At 69.6% G+C, this 22,124-nt stretch carries 21 protein-coding genes; 8 read left to right on the top strand and 13 right to left on the bottom strand.

All coding sequences use genetic code 11. From position 1 onward, the window contains the following. Nucleotides 1-85: 85 nt before the first annotated feature. Nucleotides 86-1,183 (top strand): alanine racemase, encoded by a 1,098-nt coding sequence (alr, locus tag PK606_RS08430; protein ID WP_324562724.1) that lies wholly within the window; start codon nt 86-88, stop codon nt 1,181-1,183. A 447-nt stretch (nt 1,184-1,630) separates the two neighbouring features. Here the strand turns inward: alr and badI are convergent, their stop codons facing one another. The 5 genes from badI to PK606_RS08405 all read right to left on the bottom strand — a co-directional run bounded on the left by badI (nt 1,631) and on the right by PK606_RS08405 (nt 7,966). After that, on the bottom strand, nt 1,631-2,413 hold the full coding sequence (gene badI / locus PK606_RS08425) for a 2-ketocyclohexanecarboxyl-CoA hydrolase (RefSeq protein WP_324562722.1): 783 nt from the start codon (nt 2,411-2,413) through the stop codon (nt 1,631-1,633). Nucleotides 2,414-2,497: 84 nt separating this feature from the next. Further along, on the bottom strand, nt 2,498-3,256 hold the full coding sequence (locus PK606_RS08420) for a TSUP family transporter (RefSeq protein WP_324562720.1): 759 nt from the start codon (nt 3,254-3,256) through the stop codon (nt 2,498-2,500). A gap of 269 nt (nt 3,257-3,525) precedes the next feature. Continuing rightward, nucleotides 3,526-4,878 (bottom strand): argininosuccinate synthase, encoded by a 1,353-nt coding sequence (gene argG / locus PK606_RS08415; RefSeq protein WP_324562718.1) that lies wholly within the window; start codon nt 4,876-4,878, stop codon nt 3,526-3,528. 268 nt (nt 4,879-5,146) lie between these two features. Further along, nucleotides 5,147-6,208: a universal stress protein gene (locus PK606_RS08410; protein ID WP_324562716.1), complete on the bottom strand. Its 1,062-nt coding sequence runs from the start codon at nt 6,206-6,208 to the stop codon at nt 5,147-5,149. 282 nt (nt 6,209-6,490) lie between these two features. After that, nucleotides 6,491-7,966, bottom strand: coding sequence for an NAD-dependent succinate-semialdehyde dehydrogenase (locus PK606_RS08405; protein ID WP_324562715.1), 1,476 nt, complete (start codon nt 7,964-7,966; stop codon nt 6,491-6,493). A 141-nt stretch (nt 7,967-8,107) separates the two neighbouring features. Between PK606_RS08405 and PK606_RS08400 the strand changes: the two genes are divergently transcribed. Next, a complete protein-coding gene (locus PK606_RS08400; protein WP_324562713.1) occupies nt 8,108-9,205 on the top strand; it encodes an NAD(P)-dependent alcohol dehydrogenase in 1,098 nt (365 codons plus the stop codon). A 99-nt stretch (nt 9,206-9,304) separates the two neighbouring features. Here the strand turns inward: PK606_RS08400 and PK606_RS08395 are convergent, their stop codons facing one another. The 5 genes from PK606_RS08395 to PK606_RS08375 form a co-directional block, all read right to left on the bottom strand. Next, on the bottom strand, nt 9,305-9,712 hold the full coding sequence (locus PK606_RS08395; protein ID WP_324562708.1) for an MliC family protein: 408 nt from the start codon (nt 9,710-9,712) through the stop codon (nt 9,305-9,307). A 68-nt stretch (nt 9,713-9,780) separates the two neighbouring features. Further along, nucleotides 9,781-10,479, bottom strand: a complete 699-nt coding sequence (locus PK606_RS08390) for a tellurite resistance TerB family protein (RefSeq protein ID WP_324562705.1) — start codon at nt 10,477-10,479, stop codon at nt 9,781-9,783. 104 nt (nt 10,480-10,583) lie between these two features. After that, on the bottom strand, nt 10,584-12,272 hold the full coding sequence (locus tag PK606_RS08385; RefSeq protein ID WP_324562703.1) for a GMC family oxidoreductase: 1,689 nt from the start codon (nt 12,270-12,272) through the stop codon (nt 10,584-10,586). 6 nt (nt 12,273-12,278) lie between these two features. Continuing rightward, nucleotides 12,279-13,028, bottom strand: a complete 750-nt coding sequence (locus PK606_RS08380) for a hypothetical protein (protein ID WP_324562700.1) — start codon at nt 13,026-13,028, stop codon at nt 12,279-12,281. Between the two features lie 22 nt (nt 13,029-13,050). Next, nucleotides 13,051-13,638 (bottom strand): bactofilin family protein, encoded by a 588-nt coding sequence (locus PK606_RS08375; protein WP_324562697.1) that lies wholly within the window; start codon nt 13,636-13,638, stop codon nt 13,051-13,053. 162 nt (nt 13,639-13,800) lie between these two features. Between PK606_RS08375 and PK606_RS08370 the strand changes: the two genes are divergently transcribed. Beyond that, entirely contained in the window at nt 13,801-14,649 is an 849-nt protein-coding gene (locus tag PK606_RS08370; RefSeq protein ID WP_324562695.1) for a metallophosphoesterase, read from the top strand. 69 nt (nt 14,650-14,718) lie between these two features. Further along, on the top strand, nt 14,719-15,141 hold the full coding sequence (locus PK606_RS08365; protein WP_324562693.1) for a universal stress protein: 423 nt from the start codon (nt 14,719-14,721) through the stop codon (nt 15,139-15,141). A gap of 18 nt (nt 15,142-15,159) precedes the next feature. On the opposite strand, the gene PK606_RS08360 is transcribed toward PK606_RS08365, so the two are convergent. Then, on the bottom strand, nt 15,160-15,954 hold the full coding sequence (locus PK606_RS08360) for an alpha/beta fold hydrolase (RefSeq protein ID WP_324562691.1): 795 nt from the start codon (nt 15,952-15,954) through the stop codon (nt 15,160-15,162). A 144-nt stretch (nt 15,955-16,098) separates the two neighbouring features. Between PK606_RS08360 and PK606_RS08355 the strand changes: the two genes are divergently transcribed. From PK606_RS08355 to PK606_RS08340, 4 genes are all read left to right on the top strand, one after another. After that, nucleotides 16,099-16,608 (top strand): flavin reductase family protein, encoded by a 510-nt coding sequence (locus PK606_RS08355; protein WP_324562689.1) that lies wholly within the window; start codon nt 16,099-16,101, stop codon nt 16,606-16,608. A 34-nt stretch (nt 16,609-16,642) separates the two neighbouring features. Continuing rightward, entirely contained in the window at nt 16,643-17,548 is a 906-nt protein-coding gene (locus tag PK606_RS08350) for a DMT family transporter (protein WP_324562685.1), read from the top strand. Between the two features lie 118 nt (nt 17,549-17,666). Continuing rightward, nucleotides 17,667-18,629, top strand: a complete 963-nt coding sequence (locus PK606_RS08345) for a DnaJ C-terminal domain-containing protein (RefSeq protein WP_324562683.1) — start codon at nt 17,667-17,669, stop codon at nt 18,627-18,629. Nucleotides 18,630-18,646: 17 nt separating this feature from the next. Beyond that, nucleotides 18,647-18,970 (top strand): chaperone modulator CbpM, encoded by a 324-nt coding sequence (locus PK606_RS08340; RefSeq protein WP_324562681.1) that lies wholly within the window; start codon nt 18,647-18,649, stop codon nt 18,968-18,970. Between the two features lie 8 nt (nt 18,971-18,978). Here PK606_RS08340 and PK606_RS08335 read toward each other — a convergent pair whose 3' ends face one another. Next, the gene (locus PK606_RS08335; RefSeq protein ID WP_324562679.1) at nt 18,979-19,845 is read right to left on the bottom strand and encodes a glycine zipper 2TM domain-containing protein; all 867 of its coding nucleotides are present in this window, start codon (nt 19,843-19,845) and stop codon (nt 18,979-18,981) included. 139 nt (nt 19,846-19,984) lie between these two features. Further along, the gene (locus PK606_RS08330) at nt 19,985-22,072 is read right to left on the bottom strand and encodes an acetoacetate--CoA ligase (protein ID WP_324562677.1); all 2,088 of its coding nucleotides are present in this window, start codon (nt 22,070-22,072) and stop codon (nt 19,985-19,987) included. Nucleotides 22,073-22,124 lie beyond the last annotated feature (52 nt).

The following is a 22,124-nucleotide window of genomic DNA, read 5'->3' as shown; positions in this document are numbered from 1 at the left end:
GGCGCATCTTGGCAGCTTTCCCGGCGCCGCGCAGTGCCAGAATCCTCGCCATCCGCCATCGGCGTGCGAACTTTCCGGACCAGCCATGCCCCGCCCCATCCAAGCCACCATCCACACCGGCGCGCTGCGCCACAACCTGCAGCGCCTGCGCGCCGCCGCGCCGGGCGCGCGCGTCTGGGCCATCGTCAAGGCCAACGCCTACGGCCACGGCATCGAGCGCGTGTTCGAGGGCCTGCGCGGCGCCGACGGCTTTGCCCTGCTCGACCTGGCCGAGGCCGAGCGCGTGCGCGCGCTCGGCTGGCGCGGCCCGATCCTGCTGCTGGAAGGCGTGTTCGAGCCGCGCGACCTGGAGCTGTGCTCGCGCCTGAACCTGTGGCACACGGTCCACCGCGAGGCCCAGATCGACTGGCTGGCGGCGCACAAGGCCCAGCATCCGCAGCACGTATTCCTGAAGCTCAACTCGGGCATGAACCGGCTCGGCTTCGCGCCCGGGCACTTCCGCGCCGCCTATGCGCGCCTGCAGGCGCTGCCGCAGGCCGGCGATGTCTCGCTCATGACCCACTTCAGCGACGCCGATGGCGCCAAGGGTATCGCCGCGCAGTGGGCGCTGTTCCAGCAGGCCACCGAGGGCCTGGCAGGCGAGCGCAGCGTGTGCAACAGCGCCGCCACGCTGCGCCATGGCCAGGACGCGGAGGTGCGCGGCGACTGGGTGCGGCCGGGCATCGCGGCATACGGCTCGTCGCCCGACTTCCCCGCGCACGATGCCGCGCACTGGGACCTGCGCCCGACCATGACGCTGGCGGCCGAACTGATCGCGGTGAACGAGTTGCAGGCCGGCGACTGCGTGGGCTACGGCTCGATCTTCCGCGCCGATGCGCCGATGCGCATCGGCGTGGTGGCCTGCGGCTACGCCGACGGCTATCCGCGCCACGCCGTCACCGGCACCCCGGTGCTGGTCGACGGCGTGCGCGCCCGGACGCTGGGGCGGGTCAGCATGGACATGCTGGTGGTCGACCTGACGCCGGTGCCGCAGGCGCGACCGGGCAGCGTCGCCACGCTGTGGGGCGTGGCGGCCGATGGCAGCGTGCTGTCGATCGACGAGGTGGCGCATGCGGCCGGGACGGTGGGCTACGAGCTGATGTGTGCGCTGGCGCAGCGGGTGCCTGTCGTGGTGGTGGACTGAGTTTTTGGGTGTTGGAGGCGCGGCTGGCCGGGATGTGCGCCCGGCGGCGCAGTTACTTTCTTTTTGCGTCGCCAAAAAGAAAGTAACCAAAGTTCGCGCAGCGGGGTTCGCTCACTTCGCGCAGCGAAGTTATGCGAACACAAAAGCGACCCCACTGGCCGTGTCCCTTCGCTTCGCTGCGGGCAACCTGCGATGCTCGGTCATGGGGCGGCGCTGCGGAACTCACTGCGCGCTTGCAGCGCTCCGTTCGGACAACCGCAGCGAGTCAGACTACGAAGCGCGGCATGCTGTGCTGCCGCGCCCGCCCCACGCCCTGCGCTTCTCGGCACGGCCAGAGGGGAGTGAAGTCCACACGGGCCGTCGCTGCGCTCGGCCTTGGGGAGCTCGGGTGGGAGAGCTGCTTCGCGATCTTCGCTCTTGTGTTCTTCGCGTCCGCTGATCAGGCATTCACTTGGCGTACTTGCGGAACTCGGGCTGGCGCTTTTCCTTCAGTGCGTTGACGCCCTCGCGTGACTCGTCGGTGTCGTAGTAGAGCTTGAGTGCGTACATGCCCATGCCGGCGATGCCGGCCTGGTGTGCGGTGTCCATGTTGAAGCTGCGCTTGGCGATCGCAATCGCGGTCGGGCTGCGTGCGCAGATGGTTTCGGCCCATTCCTGCACTGTCGCGTCGAGCTGCTCATGCGGCACGCAGATGTTGGCCAGGCCCATGGTGACGCCTTCCTGGCCGCTGTAGCGTTTGTTCAGGTACCAGATCTCGCGTGCCTTCTTCTCGCCCACCACGCGCGCCAGGAAGGCGGTGCCGTAGCCGGGGTCGACCGAACCCATCTTGGGGCCGACCTGGCCAAAGATCGCCTTCTCAGAGCAGATGGTCAGGTCGCAGATGGTGGCCAGCACGTTGCCGCCGCCGATGGCGTAGCCCTGCACGCGCGCGATGACCGGCTTGGGCACGTCGCGGATGGCGGTGTGCAGTTCCTCCATCGGCAGACCGATGGTGCCGCGGCCGTCGTAGTTGCCGTCGTGCGCCGACTGGTCGCCGCCGGTGCAGAAGGCCTTGTCGCCGGCACCGGCCAGCACAATGCAGCCGACCTCGCGGTCGTAGCCGGCCTTGTTCAGCGCCTTGATCAGCTCGTCGCAGGTGGTGCCGCGAAAGGCATTCATCTTGTCGGGCCGGTTGATGGTGATCCAGGCCACGCCGTTCTTCACGTCGTACAGGAGGTCTTCGAATTTCATGGTGGGGTGCGTGCGGTGGAACAAGGGGCGGCCGGCGGCGCGCCAGGCGCCATTGTTGGGCCAGCGCCGCGGCGCGGGCTTGCGTCAGCGCAAGAAGGCGTCATGGCCGGTCTTCAGGATCAGCGCGCTCACCACCACGATGAACACCACGCGCACGAAGCCGGCGCCGTGCTTGAGCGCGAGGCGCGTGCCGATCAGGCTGCCGGCCACGTTGGCGACCGCCATGGTCAGGCCGATCTGCCACCAGATGTGGCCCTTGGCGGCGAACAGGGCCAGCGCCGAGACGTTGGTCGCGACGTTCAGCAGCTTGGCCGCCGCGGAGGCGTTGAGGAAGTCGTAGCCGAGCAGGCGCACGAACAGGAAGATGAAGAAGCTGCCGGTGCCGGGCCCGAAGAAGCCGTCGTACCAGCCGATGACTAGGCCGATGGCGCAGGCCAGCAGCGTTTCGCGCCGCTGCGTGTGCCGCGGCGCGTGCGTGCGGCCCAGATCCTTCCTGGCCAGCGTGTAGAGCAGCACCGCCAGCAGGATGAAGGGCAGCGCCCGGCGCAGGAAGTCCGGGTCGATTAACGTCACCACCCAGGCGCCGACAAAGGAGCCCGCCAGCGCCGCGCCGGCGGCCGGCAGCAGCACCGCCCAGCGCATCCGCACGCGACGGCTGTACTGCACGGTGGCGATCGCGGTGCCCCAGACCGAAGCGCTCTTGTTGGTGCCGAACAGCGTGGCGGGCGCTGCCGTGGGATAGACCGCGAACAGCGCCGGCACCAGGATCAGCCCGCCGCCGCCGACGATCGAGTCGATGCCGCCGGCCAGCAGCGAGGCCAGCGAGATGAGAAACAGATCCATCGGACGAGGAAGCTAGGAGATCAGTGGCCCGAAACAGCGGTGCGCGGACAAGAAAAAAGCGCCCGTTCGGGCGCCCTCAATACAACCATACAGATACAGCGATGACTGTGCTTGATTCTCTATCCTTGTCGTGTTCTGGTTTGTCCCCTCGGCCCTTCGACGTCGCGGGGGCTGCCCGCAGCGCAAAAGTGCTTGGAATGTAACAGCAGTGGGCGGCACACGCATCGGGATTTGCCCTAGGCATGCTGAAGCGCCGCCATGCCACCGGCTCAGCGGCGTGTTGCCTCGCTGTCGTGGCCGAGCTGCGGCAGCATCGAGCCCTCGCCGAGCTGCAGCAGGCCGCTGCGGCTGTACACCGCGAGCTTGCCGCGGGTGTCGGTGATGTCCAGGTTGCGCATGGTGAGCTGGCCGATGCGGTCGAGCGGCGAGAACGGTGCGTTCTCGACCTTTTCCATCGAGAGGCGCTCGGGCGCGTAGGTCAGGTTGGGCGATTCGGTGTTCAGCAGGCTGTAGTCGTTGCCGCGGCGCAGCTCCAGCGTTACCTCGCCGGTGATGGCGCCCGCGACCCAGCGTTGGGCGGTCTCGCGCAGCATGATCGCTTGCGGGTCGAACCATCGGCCCTGATACAGCAGGCGGCCCAGCTTGAGGCCGTTCATGCGGTACTGTTCGATGGTGTCCTCGTTGTGGATGCCCGACAGCAGGCGCTCGTAGGCGATGTGCAGCAGCGCCATGCCGGGCGCCTCGTAGATGCCGCGGCTCTTGGCCTCGATGATGCGGTTCTCGATCTGGTCGCACATCCCTAAGCCATGGCGGCCGCCGATGCGGTTGGCTTCCAGGAACAGCTCGACCGGGTCGGCGAACTCGTTCCCGTTCAGCGCCACCGGCCGGCCCTCGTCAAAGCGCACGCGCACTTCCTCGGACCTGACCTCGACCTCGGGCTTCCAGAACGCCACGCCCATGATCGGGTTGACGATGCGGATGCCGCTTGAGAGTTCTTCCAGATCCTTGGCCTCGTGGGTCGCGCCCAGCATGTTGGAATCGGTCGAATAGGCCTTTTCTGTCGACATCTTGTAGTCAAATCCGGCCTTTTGCATGAATTCCGACATTTCCTTGCGGCCGCCCAGTTCGTCGATGAACTGCTGGTCGAGCCAGGGCTTGTAGATCTTCAGCGCCGGGTTCGCCAGCAGGCCGTAGCGGTAGAAGCGTTCGATGTCATTTCCCTTGAACGTGCTGCCATCGCCCCAAATGTTGACGTCATCTTCCTTCATTGCGTTCACCAGCATGGTGCCGGTAACGGCCCGGCCGAGCGGCGTGGTGTTGAAGTAGGTGGCGCCGGCGGTCTGCACGTGGAAGGCGCCGCACTGCAGCGCGGCGATGCCCTCGTTGGCCAGCTGGGTGCGGCAATCGACCAGGCGCGCCTTCTCGGCGCCGTACTCCATCGCCTTGCGCGGGATCGCCTCGTAGTCGTCCTCGTCCGGCTGGCCCAGGTTGGCGGTGTAGGCGTAGGGGATGGCGCCCTTCTGGCGCATCCACAGCAGCGCGGCGCTGGTGTCGAGGCCGCCCGAGAAGGCGATGCCGACCTTGTGGCCGGCGGGAAGCGATTGCAGGATGGTGTTGGACATGGCGTGCGGTCTGGCGGGCGCCGCCGCGCGAAGAGGCCTCTTCGCCGGGCGTGCGCGGTGGAAAGCGGCTATTGTGCCTTTCAACCCGGGCTCAAGCCGGATCCAGCGGCGCTTGCGTGTCCACGGGCTCACCACAGAGCTGCAGGTGCCCGGCCCAGCAGCGCTTCGGCGGCGCGCGCCGGCGCGCGCGTGACGCTGGGCTGCGGGGTGGTGCGTGCCGGCAGCCGCGTTCCGGGCGCGCGTGCGAGCCTGGGCGGCCTTTAGCCGATCAGCGGATCACGTAGACCGCGCATTCGGCCTGATTCATGACCTTGCGGCTCACGGAGCCGAGCAGCAGGGCCTGCATGGCGCTGCGTCCGCGCGCGCCGACGACGATTAGGCTGGCGCCGGCGGCGGCATTGACGATGCTCTGCGCAGCGCTGCCTTCGCGGATGACAGTCTCGATCTTCAGGTCCGGATAGCGCGCCTGCACGCGCGCGGCGGCCTCGGCAACAGTGCTTGCCGCCTGCTGGGATATCTCGGCGACCAGCGTTTCATAGGTGACGACCTCGCGCTCGCCCCCGATTTCCTCCCGGACCCGCTGGTAGGCCGACCACGTGTCGTCCTCCTCACGGCGCGGTTGGTCCTGGGACTTTTTCCGCTGTGCCTCGCGCACGTTCTGGTAGGCCGACCAGGCGTCCTGGACCGGGCGCTCCCAGGCCGTCACGATGCGCAGCAGCGAGCGGGTATCGGCCGCCAGGAAGGCGGCCTCGTCCAGCGCGCGCATGCTGTGCTCGGAACTGTCGATGCCGACGACGATCGGGTGCTCGATCGATGGCAGGGGTGCCGGCGCCGACCGCACCACCGCGACCGGGCAGGCCGCATGGGTGACTACTGCCAGGGCGACGCTGCCCATGATCGCCTGCGTCAGCACGCCGCGCGTGCGGTGCCCCAGCACCAGCAGGGAGGCGTTGGCCGACTGCTCCACCAGCGCCGCCGCGGCGCCGCCCGGCAGGCCCACGGCGGTGACCTCGACCGCGCCGAGGTCGCGTGCGCGCTGCGCGCCTTCGTCGGCAATCTGCTGCGCACGCGCGTGGTACATCTTGAGGACGCCGGGACGCGCCAGTTCGGCGGTGGAGGGCTCGGCGCCGGATGCGTGCACCACGACAAGCGGCACGCCGCGCCGCTGGGCCACCTGGACCGCCCATTGCAGTGCAAACTGACTTTCCGGGGAAGCCTCGTAGCCGACGACGACCGGCTTGGTCCATGTACTCATGTCTTCCTCTCTGGATCTGGTTGTGCGTTCTTGGAAGATGGATGCCTGTTCCCTAGCCGGGAGCAGCTTGCTCAATTACCGGGCATTCTATTGACGGGCAGGCCCTGCGCTATCTGTCCTGGCAATACCGGCTATGAGTCCGGACTACTCAAGAAACGGCTCGATCCATAGTAAGTGGGTAACAGCTCGCCGTCGGGGTTTTCTTGAAACCTGCAGGCCTCCGGAACCTGAGCGCACTGGGCGCAAGGCGTTCGCGACAAGGGGCCGAGGCCTGCGGATCGCCCGGCGGTGCTGACGCGATCCTCAGCGCAACTTCCGCCTGTCTTGCGTTCGAGGAAACGGCGTGCAGTCTCCGCGTCACCCGCAGAAGGTCGATACCGACTTGGTCGTCAGGTAGGCCTCCAGCGCCTCCGGCCCGCCCTCGGAGCCGTAGCCCGAATCCTTGACGCCGCCGAACGGCAGCTCGGGCCAGGCGGCGGCGGGCTGGTTGATCCACAGCAGGCCGACTTCCAGCCGTTCGGCGATCTGGTGCGCGTTCCTGAGCGACTGCGTGTAGGCGTAGCCGGCCAGGCCGTAGGGCAGGCGGTTGGCCTCGGTCAGCGCCTGATCCAGGGTGTCGAAGCCGTGCACCACGGCCATGGGGCCGAAGGGCTCCTGGTTGAAGATGTCGGCCTCCAGCGGCACGTGGGCCAGGATGGTGGGGGCCCAGAAATTGCCGGCCTCGCCGACCTTCCGGCCGCCGGTGGCCACGGTGCCGCCGCGCTTGATCGCGTCGGCGGTCAGCGCCTGCATGGCGCTGATGCGCCGCTCGTTGGCCAGCGGGCCCATGCGCGTGCCTTCCACCAGGCCGTCGGCCGGGGCAAAGCGCTGCGCCTGGGCGACGAACTTCTGCGTGAACTCCTCGACGATGGGCTTGGCGACCAGGAAGCGCGTCGGCGAGATGCACACCTGTCCCGCATTGCGGAACTTGGCGCCGCCTGCCGTCTTGATAGCCAGGTCGATGTCGGCGTCCTCGCACACAATCACCGGCGCGTGGCCGCCCAGTTCCATGGTGGCGCGCTTCATGTGCTGGCCGGCCAGCGCCGCGAGTTGCTTGCCCACCGGCGTCGAGCCGGTGAAGGTGATCTTGCGGATGATGGGGTGCGGGATCAGGTATTCGGAGATCTGCGACGGCACGCCGTAGACCAGCTGCACCACGCCGGCCGGCACGCCGGCATCGACGAAGGCGCGCATCAGCGCGGCCGGCGAGGCCGGGGTTTCCTCCGGCGCCTTGACGATGATCGAGTTGCCGGTGGCGAGCGCCGCCGACAGCTTGCGCACCACCTGGTTGATAGGGAAATTCCAGGGCGTGAAGGCCGCCACGGGGCCGACCGGATGCCGGGTGACGTGCGCCGTGCCGCGCAGGTCGCGCGGCGGCACGATGCGGCCGTACACGCGCCGGCCCTCGTCGGCCATCCAGTCGATCACGTCGGCGGCGGCCAGCGCCTCGCCCTTGGCTTCGGCCAGGGGCTTGCCCTGCTCCATGGTCAGGTGGCGCGCCGTCTCATTGGCGCGCTCGCGGAAGATCTGCGCCGCCTTGCGCATCAGCGCCTGGCGCTCGTGCGCCGGCACGGCGCGCCAGGTTTCGAAGCCCTTCTGCGCCGCGGCCAGCGCGCGGTCGAGGTCGGCGATGCCGGCGTGCGCCAGGCGGCCGATCTCCTGACCGTTGGCGGGGTTGAACACCGCCATGGTCTTGCCATCGGCGGCGTCGCACCACTGGCCGTCGATGAAAAGCTGGGTGTCGGGATAGTCGGAGGCGGTTTGCGTCGGGGTGCTTGCGGTGGCGGTGCTCATGGTGTTTTCCTGCTGGTTTCGGTTCCTGATCGGAGCCAGCCATCCTAGCGGCTGCTGCTTATCCGAGTGGCGCCGTGCTGTCATCAACCTGTGCTAGGGTGCCGGTTTCTGCCCTGTTGACTTGCCCAAGGAGGCCACGCCATGTCCCAGATGATGAAAGCCGCCATCTTCGTCGAGCCCGGCCGCATCGAGCTCGCCGACAAGCCGATTCCGGACGTCGGCCCGAACGACGCGCTGATCAGGATCACCACCACCACTATCTGCGGCACCGACGTGCACATCCTGAAGGGCGAGTACCCGGTCGAGAAGGGCCTGACCGTCGGCCACGAGCCGGTCGGCGTGATCGCCAAGCTGGGCAGCGCCGTCAAGGGCTACAGCGAGGGTCAGCGCGTTATCGCCGGCGCCATCTGCCCCAACTTCAACAGCTATGCGGCGCAGGACGGCGCGCCCAGCCAGGATGGCAGCTACCTGGTCGCCAGCGGCCGCTGCGGCTGCCACGGCTACAAGCTGACGGCCGGCTGGCGCTTCGGCAACCTGATCGACGGCACCCAGGCCGAATACGTGCTGGTGCCCGACGCCGAAGGCAACCTGGCCCCGGTGCCCGACGGCCTGACGGACGAGCAGGTGCTGATGTGCCCCGACATCATGTCGACCGGCTTCGCCGGCGCCGAGAACGCCAACATCCGCATCGGCGACACGGTGGTGGTGTTCGCCCAGGGCCCGATCGGCTTGTGCGCCACGGCCGGTGCGCGCCTCAAGGGCGCCACCACCATCATCGCGGTGGACGGCAACGACCACCGGCTGGAGATCAGCAGGAAGCTGGGCGCCGACGTGGCGCTGAACTTCAGCAAGGTGGACGTGGTGGAGGAGGTGCTCAGGCTGACTGGCGGCAAGGGCGCCGATTCCGCCATCGAGGCGCTGGGCCTGCAGAGCACCTTCGAGCAGGCGCTGCGCTGCATCCGGCCCGGCGGCACGCTGTCGAGCCTGGGCGTCTATTCGCAGGACCTGCGCATTCCCGTCGGCCCGTTCGGCGCCGGCCTGGGCGACCACCGCATCAACACCGCGCTGTGCCCCGGCGGCAAGGAGCGCATGCGGCGGCTCATGAACGTGATCGAGTCCGAGCGGCTGGACCTGGGGGTGCTGGTGACGCACCAGCGCAAGCTGGACGACATCGTGGAGGCCTACGACCTGTTCGCCAACCAGCGTGACGGGGTGCTGAAGATCGCCATCAAGCCGTAATCCGTCTGGCGGCGCAGACCCCGGCACCCGGCGTCCGTCGATGGGCGCCGGGTGCCATTTTTTCTTCCACGGGCGACAGCCTGGCCCCGCGCGCCGGGCTCAGCGCCTGCGCATGCGGCAGTCGCCCATCAGTACCTGCGGCTCGGCCTTCGGGTCGTTGTTGTCAAAGCTGCTGAGCGTGCCTTCGTCACCCTTTTCCCACCACTCCATGCCGTGTCCGGGGTCGGTGCCCAGCAGGCCAACGTAGCGCACGCCGCTGCCCGAGATCGCCGGCGCCAGGCCGTAGCGCCGCCCCTGCAGGTTGACGACGACGAACTCCGGCGCGCCGCCGCCGCTCGCGCCGGTGGTGATGCGCGTGACGGCCAGCGTGCGTGCCGGGCCCTTGGCGCAGTCGTAGCGCAGGGTGCTCTGCTTGAGTTTCAATGGCGACGCTGCGGTGTCCTCGGCCTGGCTGGCCACGGGCAGCAGCAGGCTGGCGGACAGCAGGGCGAGGGCAAGTAGCTTCATGGCGGGGGCTCCGGCATCGATCGAACGCGATGGCGCAAGCTTAGCGCGGCGGTGACCATACGCGCTGGTCAGGTGCCGGCTGAGACTTGTGCCAGCTGGCTCTGCAGGCGCTGTTGCAGCGCCGGCTCCAGCTTCAGCTGCCGGGCCAGCTCGTCCAGGTAGGCGCGCTCCATGAAGCTCTGCTCGTCGGCCACCAGCAGGCTGGCCAGGTACATCTCTCCGGCCATCTCGGGCGTGGTGGCGGCACGGGCGACTTCGGCCGGATCGAGCGGTTTTTCCAGTTCGGCGCGCAGCCATTGCTGCACGTCGGTGGCCAGTCCCTGACGGGCCAGCTCGCCCTCGATCAGCCCGCGCTCGCGCGCATCGATGTGCCCGTCGGCCTTGGCTGCGGCGACGATGGCCTGCAGGATCGCCTGGCTGTGCGCGCTGGCCTGCGGTGCGGGCAGGCGGTCGATCGTCTGCGGCGCGGGCAGCGTGGACGCCTGTGGCGGCAAGCCGGCCGTGCCGGCCTGCTGGCGCTGGTACTCGGTGTAGGTGTTGTAGACCATCATGCCCAGCGCCGCCAGGCCGCCGTAGCTGGCCAGCTTGCGGGTCTTCTTGTTCTTGCCCAGCAGCAGGCCGAGCGCGCCGCCGGTGAGCGTGCCGCGCCCGAAGTCGCTGTTGATCGCGCCGCCGATGCCGCTGCCGCGGTTGGTCTGGTTGGCGCCGCTGACGGTGGCGCCGGCGGACTTGAGCAGGTGGTCGAGGAAGCCGGTGAGGTTGTTCATGGAGCGTGGCGTGTGAGAAGGGTTGAGTCTTCCAGCTGAGGCCGCCGCCCCCGATCTCAACCGATGGCGCGCCGTGCTTCAGCCCTGGTTAAGCGATGCGCTGGTCAGCCACCCGTGATCCATCGCGCCGCCTTCTCTGCCATCATCAGCGTCGGGCTGTTGGTGTTGCCGCTGGTGATGGTGGGCATAGCGCCGGCGTCGACCACGCGCAGGCCGGTGATGAGGCCGCCGGCGCCGTCGCGCACTTCAAGGCGCGGCGTCAGCACCGCCATCGGGTCGTCGCCCCGCCCCATCCTGGTGGTGCCGACCGGATGGAAGATGGTGCTGGCGATGTCGCCGGCCAGGCGCGCCAGCTCCTCGTCGCTCTGGTACTGCGCGCCGGGCTTGAATTCCTCCGGCTTGAAGCGCGCCATGGCCGGCTGCGCCATGATGCGGCGCGTGACGCGCAGGCTGTCGGCGGCGACCTGGCGGTCTTCCGGCGTGGCCAGGTAGTTGGGCGCGATCGCGGGCGCGTCCTCGAAGCGCGGGCTCCTGATCTGCACGCTGCCGCGGCTGGTCGGGTTGAGGTTGCAGACGCTGGCCGTGATGGCCGGGAACGTGTGCAGCGGCTCGCCGAAGGCGTCCAGGCTGAGCGGCTGCACGTGGTATTCGATGTTGGGCCACTCGAATTCGGGCGACGAGCGGGTGAAGGCGCCGAGCTGGCTGGGCGCCATGCTCATCGGTCCGCGCCGGCGCAGCGCGTAGTCGAGCCCGATCAGGCCCTTGCCCCAGGGTGTGCTGGCGAGCTGGTTCAGCGTCTTGCCGCCCGTGACCTTGTAGACGCTACGGATCTGCAGGTGGTCCTGCAGGTTGGCGCCGACGCCGGGCAGGTCGGCCAGCACCGCGATGCCGTGCTGCCGCAGCAGCGCCGCAGGGCCGATGCCGGACAGTTGCAGGATCTGCGGCGAGCCGATGCTGCCGGCGCTGAGCACCACCTCGCGCGCGGCGCGCACCGTCACCAGCTCACCGCCGCGCACCAGTTCGACGCCGGTGCAGCGCAGGCCGGCTTCGCTTCGCTCGACCAGCACCCGCTTCACCTGCGCGCTGGTCCACACGGTCAGGTTGGGGCGGCGCAGGGCAGGGCGCAGGAAGGCCTTGGCGGTGTTCCAGCGCCAGCCGCCGCGCTGGTTGACCTCGAAGTAGCCCACGCCCTCGTTGTTGCCGCGGTTGAAGTCGTCGGTGGCGGGGATGCCGGCTTGTTGCGCGGCCTGTGCGAAGGCATCCAGTACGTCCCAGCGCAGGCGCTGCTTCTCGATGCGCCATTCGGCACTGGAGCCGGTGCTGAAGTTGCCGTGCAGGGCAGCGAAGTCGACGCCGGGGCCGCCACGCTGTCCGGGCAGGTACGCATCGAGCCTGTAATGATCCTCGTGCGCCCGGAAGTCGGGTAGGCAGCGCTCCCAGCGCCACTCGTCCTCGCCCGTCAGCGCCGCCCACTGGTCGTAGTCGCGCGACTGCCCGCGCAGGTAGAGCATGCCGTTGATGCTGCTGCAGCCGCCCAGCACCTTGCCGCGCGGGTAGCGCAGCGTGCGGCCGTTCAGCCCGGCCGCCGGTTCGGTCTGGTACAGCCAGTCGGTGCGCGGGTTGCCGATGCAGTACAGGTAGCCCACCGGGATGTGCACCCAGTGGTAGTCGTCCTTGCCGCCGGCCTCGATCAGCAGTACGCGTGCGGCCGCGTCGCGCGACAGGCGGTTGGCCAGCAGGCAGCCGGCGGTGCCGGCGCCGACGATGACGAAATCAAAGTCCAGCATGTTCATGCACCTTCATCGCACCGGCAGGAAGACCAGAAAGGGCGCTGCCACCAGCCCCTGCACGTAGCCGATCACGGCGCGGCGGTAGCGCTCGGTCATGTAGCTGGCCAGCAGGTCGAGGCGGCCGATGATCTTGCCGAACTCGCGCTCGAAGCTGAGGTTGCGGTTCTCGCCGGCGATCTCGTTGGCCAGAAGCAGCGGCCGGCCGCCGGCGCCTTGCCGCGTGTTGAGGATCCACAGCGCGATCTCCATGTTGCGCGCGGCGTTGTAGACGTGCTGTGGGTCGACGCCGTCGAGGTAGTAGAACGCCTGCTTGCCGCCGTGCGCGGTGACGATGGTGTCGTGGCAGGCGATCACGAAGGCCGCCACGCGGTCGCCCTGGAATTCGGGCGCCAGCGCCAGCGACAGCGCCGCGACGTCGCGGCGGCCGGCCAGCGGCGCCCAGGCCTGGCCGCTCAGCATCAGGTGTTCGAGCTGCGACAGCGCGGCTTCGCGCGAGGCGGCGGTCTTGCGCCATTCGGCCGGGTTGCGGCGGTACAGCTTGTCGGCCAGCAGCAGCAGGCTGCGCAGGTTGGCCTGCATGGCGGCCTGCGTCAGGCGGTTGCCTTCGCTTTGCAGCAGCTCGGTCGGCCAGAAATCGGCGCCGTGCACTTCGCCGTGGGTGCGCGGCGCGTCGCTGGCGCAGCCGGCCGCCAGCAGGCCGGCGCACAGCACAAGGGCCGTCGAAACGGCCCTTGCAAGCAATGCGGGCGCCGCGCGCATCGGCGCGCCGGCGCGGCAGACGTCAGGCGACCGCGAGTTGCTCGCCCTTGGCGCCCTTGGCGCTGGCGGGCGCTGCCGCGGGGGTGCTGGTTGCAGCGGCGGCTGCCGTGTTGGTCGTGACCTCACCGGAGATCTGGCCTCCTTCCTCGATCACGATCTTGCCATAGCGCACCTTGCCGGTCACCTTGCCGCTGGCGTGGATGACCAGCTTCTGGCGTGCCGTCAGGTTGCCGTCGAACTGGCCGTGGATCTCGGCAACGTCGATCTCGGCGTCGCCCTTGAAGATGCCCGGTTCGGCGATTTCGAGCACGCGCGAATGGATCGTCGCCTCCACAGTTCCCTCGATGACCACGGTGTCGCAATCGGTGATCTCGACGCCCTTGAGCTTGATGTTGGGGCCGACGATCAGCCGGGCCTCGCTCTCGCCCGATGCGGTGGCGCTGGGTGGCAGCGGGCTGGGGGCTGCCGTCACCGGGGGCTGGATGCCGCCGGCGCTGCCGGCCGATGCGAGTGAGCTGGCACTGCCCAGCGACGAGGTGCCGGGGAGATTGCGGGTCGGGCCGGCGGTGGGTTCCTCGCGCTTGCCGAAAAACGGTCCTTGTAGTGCCATGTCTGCTCCTGGAGTGCTCTTGGTGACAATCAAGCATCCTAACGGGCATTCGGCGCTCATGCCGGCGAAAGAAGGAAAAAAAGGTAACTTGATGGTCATTCGATGCCAAATGACGCGGTTTGCCGCGTGCGCTCGCGGCTCGCACGAACTCCCGACTCGCCGATGAAGATACAGCTGCTGTCCGATCTGCACCTGGAGCAGAACATCGGCTTCGTGCCCCGGCCGGCGCCGGACGCCGACCTGCTGGTGCTCGCCGGCGACATCGGTTCGTACCAGCGCGGTTCGCGCTTGGCGGTGGTGGGCGACGAGGATTTCGGGCTCGGGCGCTTTGCCGACTGGCCGGTGCCGGTTTTGTTCGTGCCGGGCAACCATGAGTACGACGGCCTCGACTTCGACGCCACGCACGCGCGCCTGCGCGCCACCTGCGAACGCCTGGGCTTCATCTGGTTGGAGCGCGAGACCCTGGTGCTGCGCGGGGTGCGCTTCATCGGCACCACGCTGTGGAGCGACTTCGACGCGCTGACACCCGACGCGCCGACCACCACGCTGGCCGAGCAGCTGGCGGCGCGCGAGAAGGCCTACCGCGCCGCCAACCATTACCTGCGCTTCGCTGCCGCCCGACGCGATGGCGAGCTGATGCTGGCCGAGCAGATCCGCGCCCAGGCGCTCATCTGCCAGGACTGGCTGCGGCGTGCACTGGCCGAACCCTTCGACGGCCCCACGGTGGTCGTCACGCACTTCGCGCCCAGCCTGCAAAGCTGCGACCCGCGCTACGGCCTGACGCCGGGCTCGGCCGGTTTCTGCAATGCACTGGACGACTGGCTGGCGCAGGCCGACCTGTGGCTGCACGGCCACCTGCACTGCGCCATCGACTACCGTGACGCCAGCGGGCGCTGCCGCGTGGTGGCCAATCCGCTCGGCTACGAGGACAAGGGCGAGCAGGTGGCGTTTCAGCCGCTGCTGGGCATCGCGCTGGAGCGCGCCGCCGTCGCACCGGCGTCAACAAACTGAGGCCGCGCGTGGCGCCAGGCCTTAGACTCGGAGCGCTTCACCATTTCCATCCACAGCCGAGGAACCCCCATGAAGATTCTTCTCGCCGTCGACGGCAGCGCCTACACCAAGAAGATGCTGGCCTACTTGACCACGAACCTGGACATGTTCTCCGGCGAGCATGAATTCACCGTGCTCACGGTGCAGGGCGTGCTGCCGCCGCGGGCGCGCGCCGCCGTCGGCAAGGAGGTGGTGGACGCCTACTACGCCGAGGAAGGCGCCAAGGTGCTCGACCCGGTGATCAAGTACCTCAGCCGCCACAACCTCAAGGTCAAGAGCCAGGCCAAGGTCGGCAACGCCGGCGAGGTCATCGCCAAGACCGCCGACAGCGGCAAGTTCGACATGGTCGTCATGGGCTCGCGCGGCCACGGCGCGCTCGGGAGCCTGGTGATGGGCTCGGTCGCGACCAAGGTGCTGGCCAACTGCGACGTGCCGGTGCTGCTGGTGCGCTGAAGCCGGCGGCGCCGGCCGTCAGTGCAGCGGCGGCGGCGCCTGGCGCAGGAACTCGATCAGCGCGGCGTCGAAGGCCTCGGGCTGCTCCAGCTGCGGCAGGTGTCCGGCGCCGCGCAGGATGACGCAGCGGCTGCCGACGATCGCCTCGGCCAGCATGCGCGCCGTGTCCGGCGGGGTCACGCGGTCGTGCTCGCCGGCCAGCACCAGCACCGGCACATGGATGCCGGCCAGTGCCGCGCGGCGGTCGAAGCCGCGCATGGCCTCGAGCGCGCGGCGCCAGGTCGGTGCTGGCACCTGCGACTGGCACCAGCGGGCCAGTTGCAGGCCGGCCGGCAGCGCCAGCGGACTGGCCAGCCGCGGCAGCAGCAGGTCGGCGACGGCTTGCATATCCTTGCCCTGGTCCAGCCAGGCCAGGCCTTGCGCGATGTGGCGACCGTAGGCGTCGTCATCCTGCACCTGCGCGGCGGTCGCCACCAGCACCAGTTGCCGCACCAGGTCGGGCCGGCGCAGCGCCAGCTCCTGCGCCAGCAGGCCGCCCAGGCCCTGGCCGACCACCGCCAACGGCGCGCCGCCGGTGAGCGGCGCCAGCGCCTCGATCAGCGCCACGCAGCTGGCCGCCAGCCCCATCCGGCCGTAGGGTTCGATCGGCGCGCTGTGGCCGTAGCCCGGCATGTCCCAGGCCAGCGCCCGAAAGCCGAGGCTGGCCAGCGACTCGACCTGCGGCGCGAAGGCGCGGTAGCCGCCGCCCGAGCCGTGCAGCAGCAGCACCGGCGGGCCATCGCCGAGCGTGGTGAAGGTGGGAATCAGCGGCATGGCGGCGATGGTACGCGGCCGCACGGCGGTGCCGGTGCGATTCGACGCGGCGGTTGCGGCGTCGGCCGTGGATGGGTTCGCCACCCAGGCGACAGCCGGCTTCGGCGGCAATCGCTATCATGTCCGCTCGCCGCCCCGACCCGCATGCTTGCCCCGATCCCGGTTCCCCGCCCCGACTTCTCCGCGCTCGAGTTCCGCGCCGCGCTGGGCATGTTCGCGACCGGGGTGACCATCGTCAGCACGCGCACGCCGGCCGGCGAACTGGTCGGGTTGACGGTGAACTCGTTCAACTCGGTGTCGCTGGAGCCGCCGCTGGTGCTGTGGAGTCTGGGCCAGCACTCGATGTCGGCGCCGTTCTTCCAGTCCGCCTCGCACTACGCGGTCAACGTGCTGGCGGCCGACCAGCGCGAGCTGGCGCTTCGCTTTGCCGCTCCGGTGGGCGATCGCTGGGCTGGCGTGGCGTGGCAGCCGGGCGTCACCGGGGCGCCGCTGATCGAGGGCACGGTGGCGCACTTCGAGTGCCGCAACCAGAGCCGCCACGACGAGGGCGACCACACCATCTTCATCGGCCAGGTGGTGCACTGCGACCACCGGGCCGGGGCCGCGCCGCTGCTGTTCCACGGCGGCCGCTTCTACACCGAGCTGCCGCTGTGAACCCCGCCCCCGGGCGCGGCCGCGCACCGTCCGCATGAGCGAGCGCAAGGAGCAGCTCGACGGTCGCGCCGCCGCCCTCCTGCTGGCCTGCTGCCTGTTCTGGGGCTTCCAGCAGGTGCTGGTCAAGGCCACGCTGCCGGAGCTGGCGCCGGTGTTCCAGGCCGCGGTGCGCTTCGTCGGCGCCACCCTGATCCTGTGGCTGTGGTGCCGCTGGCGCGGCGTGGCGCTGTTCGAGCGCGACGGCACGCTGTGGCCGGGGTTGCTGGCGGGCACGCTGTTCGCCATCGAGTTCGCCGCCATCTATGCCGGCCTGGAGCACACCACGGCGTCGCGGCTGACGGTGTTTCTCTACACCTCGCCGTTCTGGGTCGCGGTGGTGCTGCCGCTGCTGGTGCCGGCCGAGCGGCTGTGGCCGCTGCAGTGGCTGGGCCTGCTGTGCGCCTTCGCGGCGGTCGCGTTCGCGCTGCGCGAGGGCTTCACCGAGGGCGGTGCCGGCCTGACCTGGCAGGGCGACCTGCTCGGCCTGGCCGCCGGTGCGCTGTGGGGACTGACCACGGTGACCATCCGCGCCAGCAAGCTGGTGCGCATCGCGCCGGAGAAGATGCTGTTCTACCAGGTGGCGGTGAGCGCGGCCGTGCTGCCGCTGCTGTCGCTGGCGCTGGGCGAGCACTGGAACTGGCACTGGAGCGCCTTTGCCGCCACCTCGATCGCGCTGCAGACGGTGGTCGGCGCCTTCCTGAGCTACCTGGTCTGGATGTGGCTGCTGGCGCACTACCCGGCCACGCGGATCTCGGCCTTCGTGTTCCTGACGCCGATCTTCGCCCTGATCTTCGGCGCCCTGTGGCTGCACGAACCGGTTACGCCCAGCCTGCTGGCCTCGCTGGCGCTGGTGGCGGCGGGCATCGTGCTGGTCAACCGGGGCAGGGCGCGGCGCGACTGAGAGGGTGTGGACGAACCCGCACTGGGCTAAAGTTGCAAAGCGCGCGCTGCATCCCCAACTGCGTGACCGAGCCGCGCACAGGCCGGCCGGCCCGGTGCAAGGAAGGCAGACAAGCTCCATGGAATTCAAGGACTACTACAAGATCCTCGGCGTCGACAAGGGCGCCAGCCAGGACGACATCAAGAAGGCCTACCGCAAGCTGGCGCGCAAGTACCACCCGGACGTCAGCAAGGAGGCCGATGCCGCCGCGCGCATGGCCGAGGTCAACGAGGCCAACACCGTGCTGTCGGACCCCGAGAAGCGCGCCGCCTACGACACCGTCGGCGCGCAGGCCTGGGCGCGCGGCGCGCGCTCGGGCGACGACGTGCGGCCACCGCCGGGCTGGAACACCGGCTACGAATTCTCCGAAGGCGGGCCGGAGGGCTTTCGGGCCCACTTCAGCGGCGACGGCCAGGACTTCAGCGAGTTCTTCGAGCAGATGTTCGGCCGCGCCCACGCCGGCGCTGGCGCGCAGGCGCAGATGCGCGGCGAGGACCACCATGCGCGCGTCGAACTGGAGCTGATCGACGCCTACCGCGGCGCCGAGCGCCACATCACGCTGCGCGGGGCGCGCATCGACGACGGCGGCCACGTGGTGCCCGAGGAGCGCACGCTGCAGGTCAAGATCCCGCAGGGCGTCAAGGAAGGCCAGCTGATCCGCCTGGCCGGCCAGGGCAGCCCGGGCTTCGGTGGCGGGCCGGCGGGCGACCTGTTCCTGGAAGTGCATTTCCGCGCCGACGCACGCTGGCGCATCGACGGCCGCGACGTGACACAGAAGCTGCGCGTGACGCCCTGGGAAGCCGCCATCGGCGCCGGCGTGCAGGTGACGACGCCGGACGGCAAGACGGTCGAAGTCACGGTGCCGCCCGGCTCCGGCAGCGGGCGCAAGCTGCGCCTGAAAGGGCGCGGCATCCCCTCGTCCGCCACGTCGGGGGATCTGTTCCTGGAACTCGACATCGCCGTGCCCGGCGCCGTCACGCCCGAGCAGAAGGCGGCCTGGGAAGCGCTGGGCAAGGCCTATCCGGGCTTCGACCCGCGCTGATTTCGGAGAGCAACGCCATGAGCCTCAAGCCCATCTCAGTTCCCGCCGATCTGGTCGAGCTGCTCGATGACGCGGCGCTCAGCCTGCAGCAGCTGGCGCGCGCCTGCGCCATGCCGCCCGAATGGGTGCACACCCACGTCGAGGCCGGCGTGCTGCAGCCGCTGCGCGGCGGCGTGGCTGCCGAGTGGCGTTTCGCCAGCGCCACGCTGCTGCGCGCGCGCCGCATCGCCGAGCTGGAGCACACCTACGACGCCGACCCGCAGCTGGCTGCGCTGGCCGCCGACCTGATGGAAGAGGTGGCGTGGCTGCGCCGGCAGCTGGCGCGCCTGGATCAGGACTGAATAGTCAGTCAGAAACCGGTGCCGACGCCGACGCTCCAGCCGCCGCTGCGCCCACGGTGGCCATAGCCGCCGCCGATCGACAGGTTGATCCCCACTGGCGCTACATAGGCCGGCGCCGGGCGCATGTACACCGGCGCGGCCGGGTACACCGGTTGCGGATAGGCTTGGCGGTACACCGGTGCCGGGTACGCCGGCGGCGGATAGCCGGCCGGCGGGTATGCATAGGGGTAGGCGCCGCCGTACACCCCACCGGCCGGTGCCGTCACCACGCCGGATGATTCGCCGGCGGCCGGGTACGAGGGCAGCGGATAACCGCCGACCACCGGCGGCGGCAGGACCGGGTAGCTCTGTACGCCGGGCATGCCGTCATGGGAGCCCTGGCCGTAGTACGGATCGCCGGGCAGGCCGGATGCCGGTACCTGCAGCCAGGGCCCCGGGTCCTGCGCCGTGCGGGTGCGGTAAGCGCGGCCGCCGACTTCATAGCTGACGTCGTAGCCGGTCAGGCGGTTCTCGTAGCGCGTGCCGCAACCGCCCGGATAGCCGCCGTAATAGCCACGCTGCGTCGCCTCGGCGGCGTTGCCCAGCATGGCGCCGCCCAGCGCGCCCAGGATGGCGCCGGCGATGTGACCCGAGCCCTTACCCATCTGGCTGCCGATCAGCCCGCCCATCACGGCGCCGACGCCGGCACCGGCGCCCGAGGGCTGGCCGCCGTAGGCGCCCGGATAGCAGTCCGACACCGGCACCTGCTCCCAGATCGGTTGCGAGGACAGCACGCGCGCGGTCACCATCGGCTGTGCGTTGGCGGCGCCGGCCGCCAGCAGCGCAAGCGCGGCGACGACGAGGGAGCGGGTGGTGACAGCAGTGACCTGACTCATGTTCGAAAGCTCCGGAATCGGCGCGCGGGCGCGCCTGCCGTGGACATTCCTCCAACGCGCACCGGCGGCGGAGCGCCGACAGGCTTTACACGCGGGAGACACGCGGGCTTCCGCCGCCGTGCTGGCGTTCGGGGCGGCTTCAGGCCGCACCCTGGCGCCGGCGCGCAAACTCCTCGTACCAGGCCAGGCTGGCCGGGTTGGCCATGGCTTCGCGGTTGACCACCTTGTCCAGCGGCTGACCGAGCAGCAGCTTCTTGATCGGCAGTTCCTGCTTCTTGCCCGACAGGGTGCGCGGAATCTCGGCGACCTGGAAGACGTCGTCCGGCACGAAGCGCGGGCTCAAGCTGCTGCGGATGGCATCCTGCAGGCGCTTGCGCAGGCCCTCGTCCAGCTCGACGCCCGGCCGCAGCACCACGAACAGCGGCATGTAGCTTTCGCGGCCCAAGTATTCGAGGTCGACCACCATCGAATCCAGCACCTCGGGGATGCCTTCGACCGCGCTGTAGATCTCGCTGGTGCCCATGCGCAGGCCGTGGCGGTTGATGGTGGCGTCGCTGCGGCCGTAGATCACGCACCACTCGCCGTCGCCGTGCTCGTCGCCGATGCGCAGCCAATCGCCGTGACGCCAGACGCTTCCCGCCTCGGTGGGGAGGTCGCCGCCACCCGGCTTGCGGCCGTGCCCAGGCGGGTACATCTCGAAATAGCTGGCACGGTAGCGCGCGCCGTCGGGGTCGTTCACCAGGTACAGCGGCATCGACGGGATCGGCTGCGTGCAGACCAGCTCGCCGACCTGGCCCAGCACCGGTTCGCCGGCGTCGTTCCAGGTCTCGACTGCGGCGCCAAGCATGCGGCACTGCATCACGCCCGGCTGCTGCGGCAGGTCGCGCACGCCGCCGATGAAGGCGCCGCAGAAATCGGTGCCGCCGGAAATGTTGCACCACCAGATGTCCCTCTGTTCGGGCGTCTTGGCGATGCGTCTGAACTGCTCCGTACCCCACTGCTGCACGTCCGCCGCCAGCGGTGAGCCGGTGGTGCCGATGGCCCGAATGCGCGACAGGTCGCCGCAAGCGGCCAAATCGACGCCGGCCTTCATGCAGTTGGCGTAGAAGGCGGCGCCGGCGCCGAAGAAGCTCACCCGGTGGCGCGCGGCGAAGCGCCACAGCACGCTCCAGTCGGGCGCATCCTTGCTGCCACCGGGGCTGCCGTCAAAAATGACGCAGGTGGTGCCGCTCATCAGCCCCGCGATCTGCGCGTTCCACATCACCCAGCCGGTCGAACTGTACCAATGGTAGCGCTCGCCCAGGGTCTCGGGCGCGTAGCTGCAGCCGATGTCGTTGTGCAGGTGACCGAGCATCATCATCACCAGGATCATGCCGCCGTGGCCATGCACGATCGGCTTCGGCAGGCCGGTGGTGCCGCTCGAATAGACGACCCAGATCGGGTGGTCGAACGGCAACCAGAGCGGCTCGAAGGCGGCGGTCTCGGCATCGTCCTGGGCAACCGTGGCGGCCCAGTCGGTGCTGCCCTCGATCGGGGTCGAGTTGCCCAGGTTGCGCAGCATGATGAGGTGCCGCACGCTCGGCAGTGCCGCGCGCAACTCCTGCACCACGCCCAGGCGATCGATGTCGCGCCCGGCCCAGGTGACGCCATCGACGGCGATCAGCACCTTGGGCTCGATCTGCCTGAAGCGGTCCAGCACGGCGTTGGTGCCCATGTCGGGCGCGCACACGCTCCACACGGCGCCGATGCTGGCGGTGGCCAGGAAGGCGACGATGGTCTGCGGGATGTTCGGCATGTAGGCCGCCACGCGATCACCCGGCTGCACGCCCTGCGCCCGCAGGTGCAGCGCCAGCGAGGCGACCTGGCGCTCGAGTTCGGGCCAGCTCAATTCGCACACCTGGCCCTTCTCGTTCTCGCTGATGATGGCCGGCTGGCCCGCCGCGTGCGCCGGCTCGACGTGGCGCAGCACCTGGCGCGCGTAGTTGAGCTGCGCGCCGGGAAACCACACCGCGCCCGGCATCACGTTCTTCGCCAGCACCGCGTTGTGCGGCGTCGGCGACTGGATGTCGAAGTAGTCCCAGATGCTTTGCCAGAAGGCGTCGAGATCCGTGGTCGACCAGGTCCACAGCGCGCGGTAGTCGGCGAAGCTCAAGCCGCGCGTTTCGCGCAGCCAGTCCTGGTAGCGTTGCATCAGCGAAGTGCGGGCGGGGGTGACGGCTTGGTTCATGGCGCAATTATTGGCCTTCGCATCAACCCCTGCCCGCCGGCAAGGTCGCCGC

It is taken from the genome of Ottowia sp. (assembly GCF_035444425.1).
GTDB lineage: Bacteria > Pseudomonadota > Gammaproteobacteria > Burkholderiales > Burkholderiaceae_C > Ottowia.
This window is presented reverse-complemented; position numbering and strand designations above follow the sequence as displayed.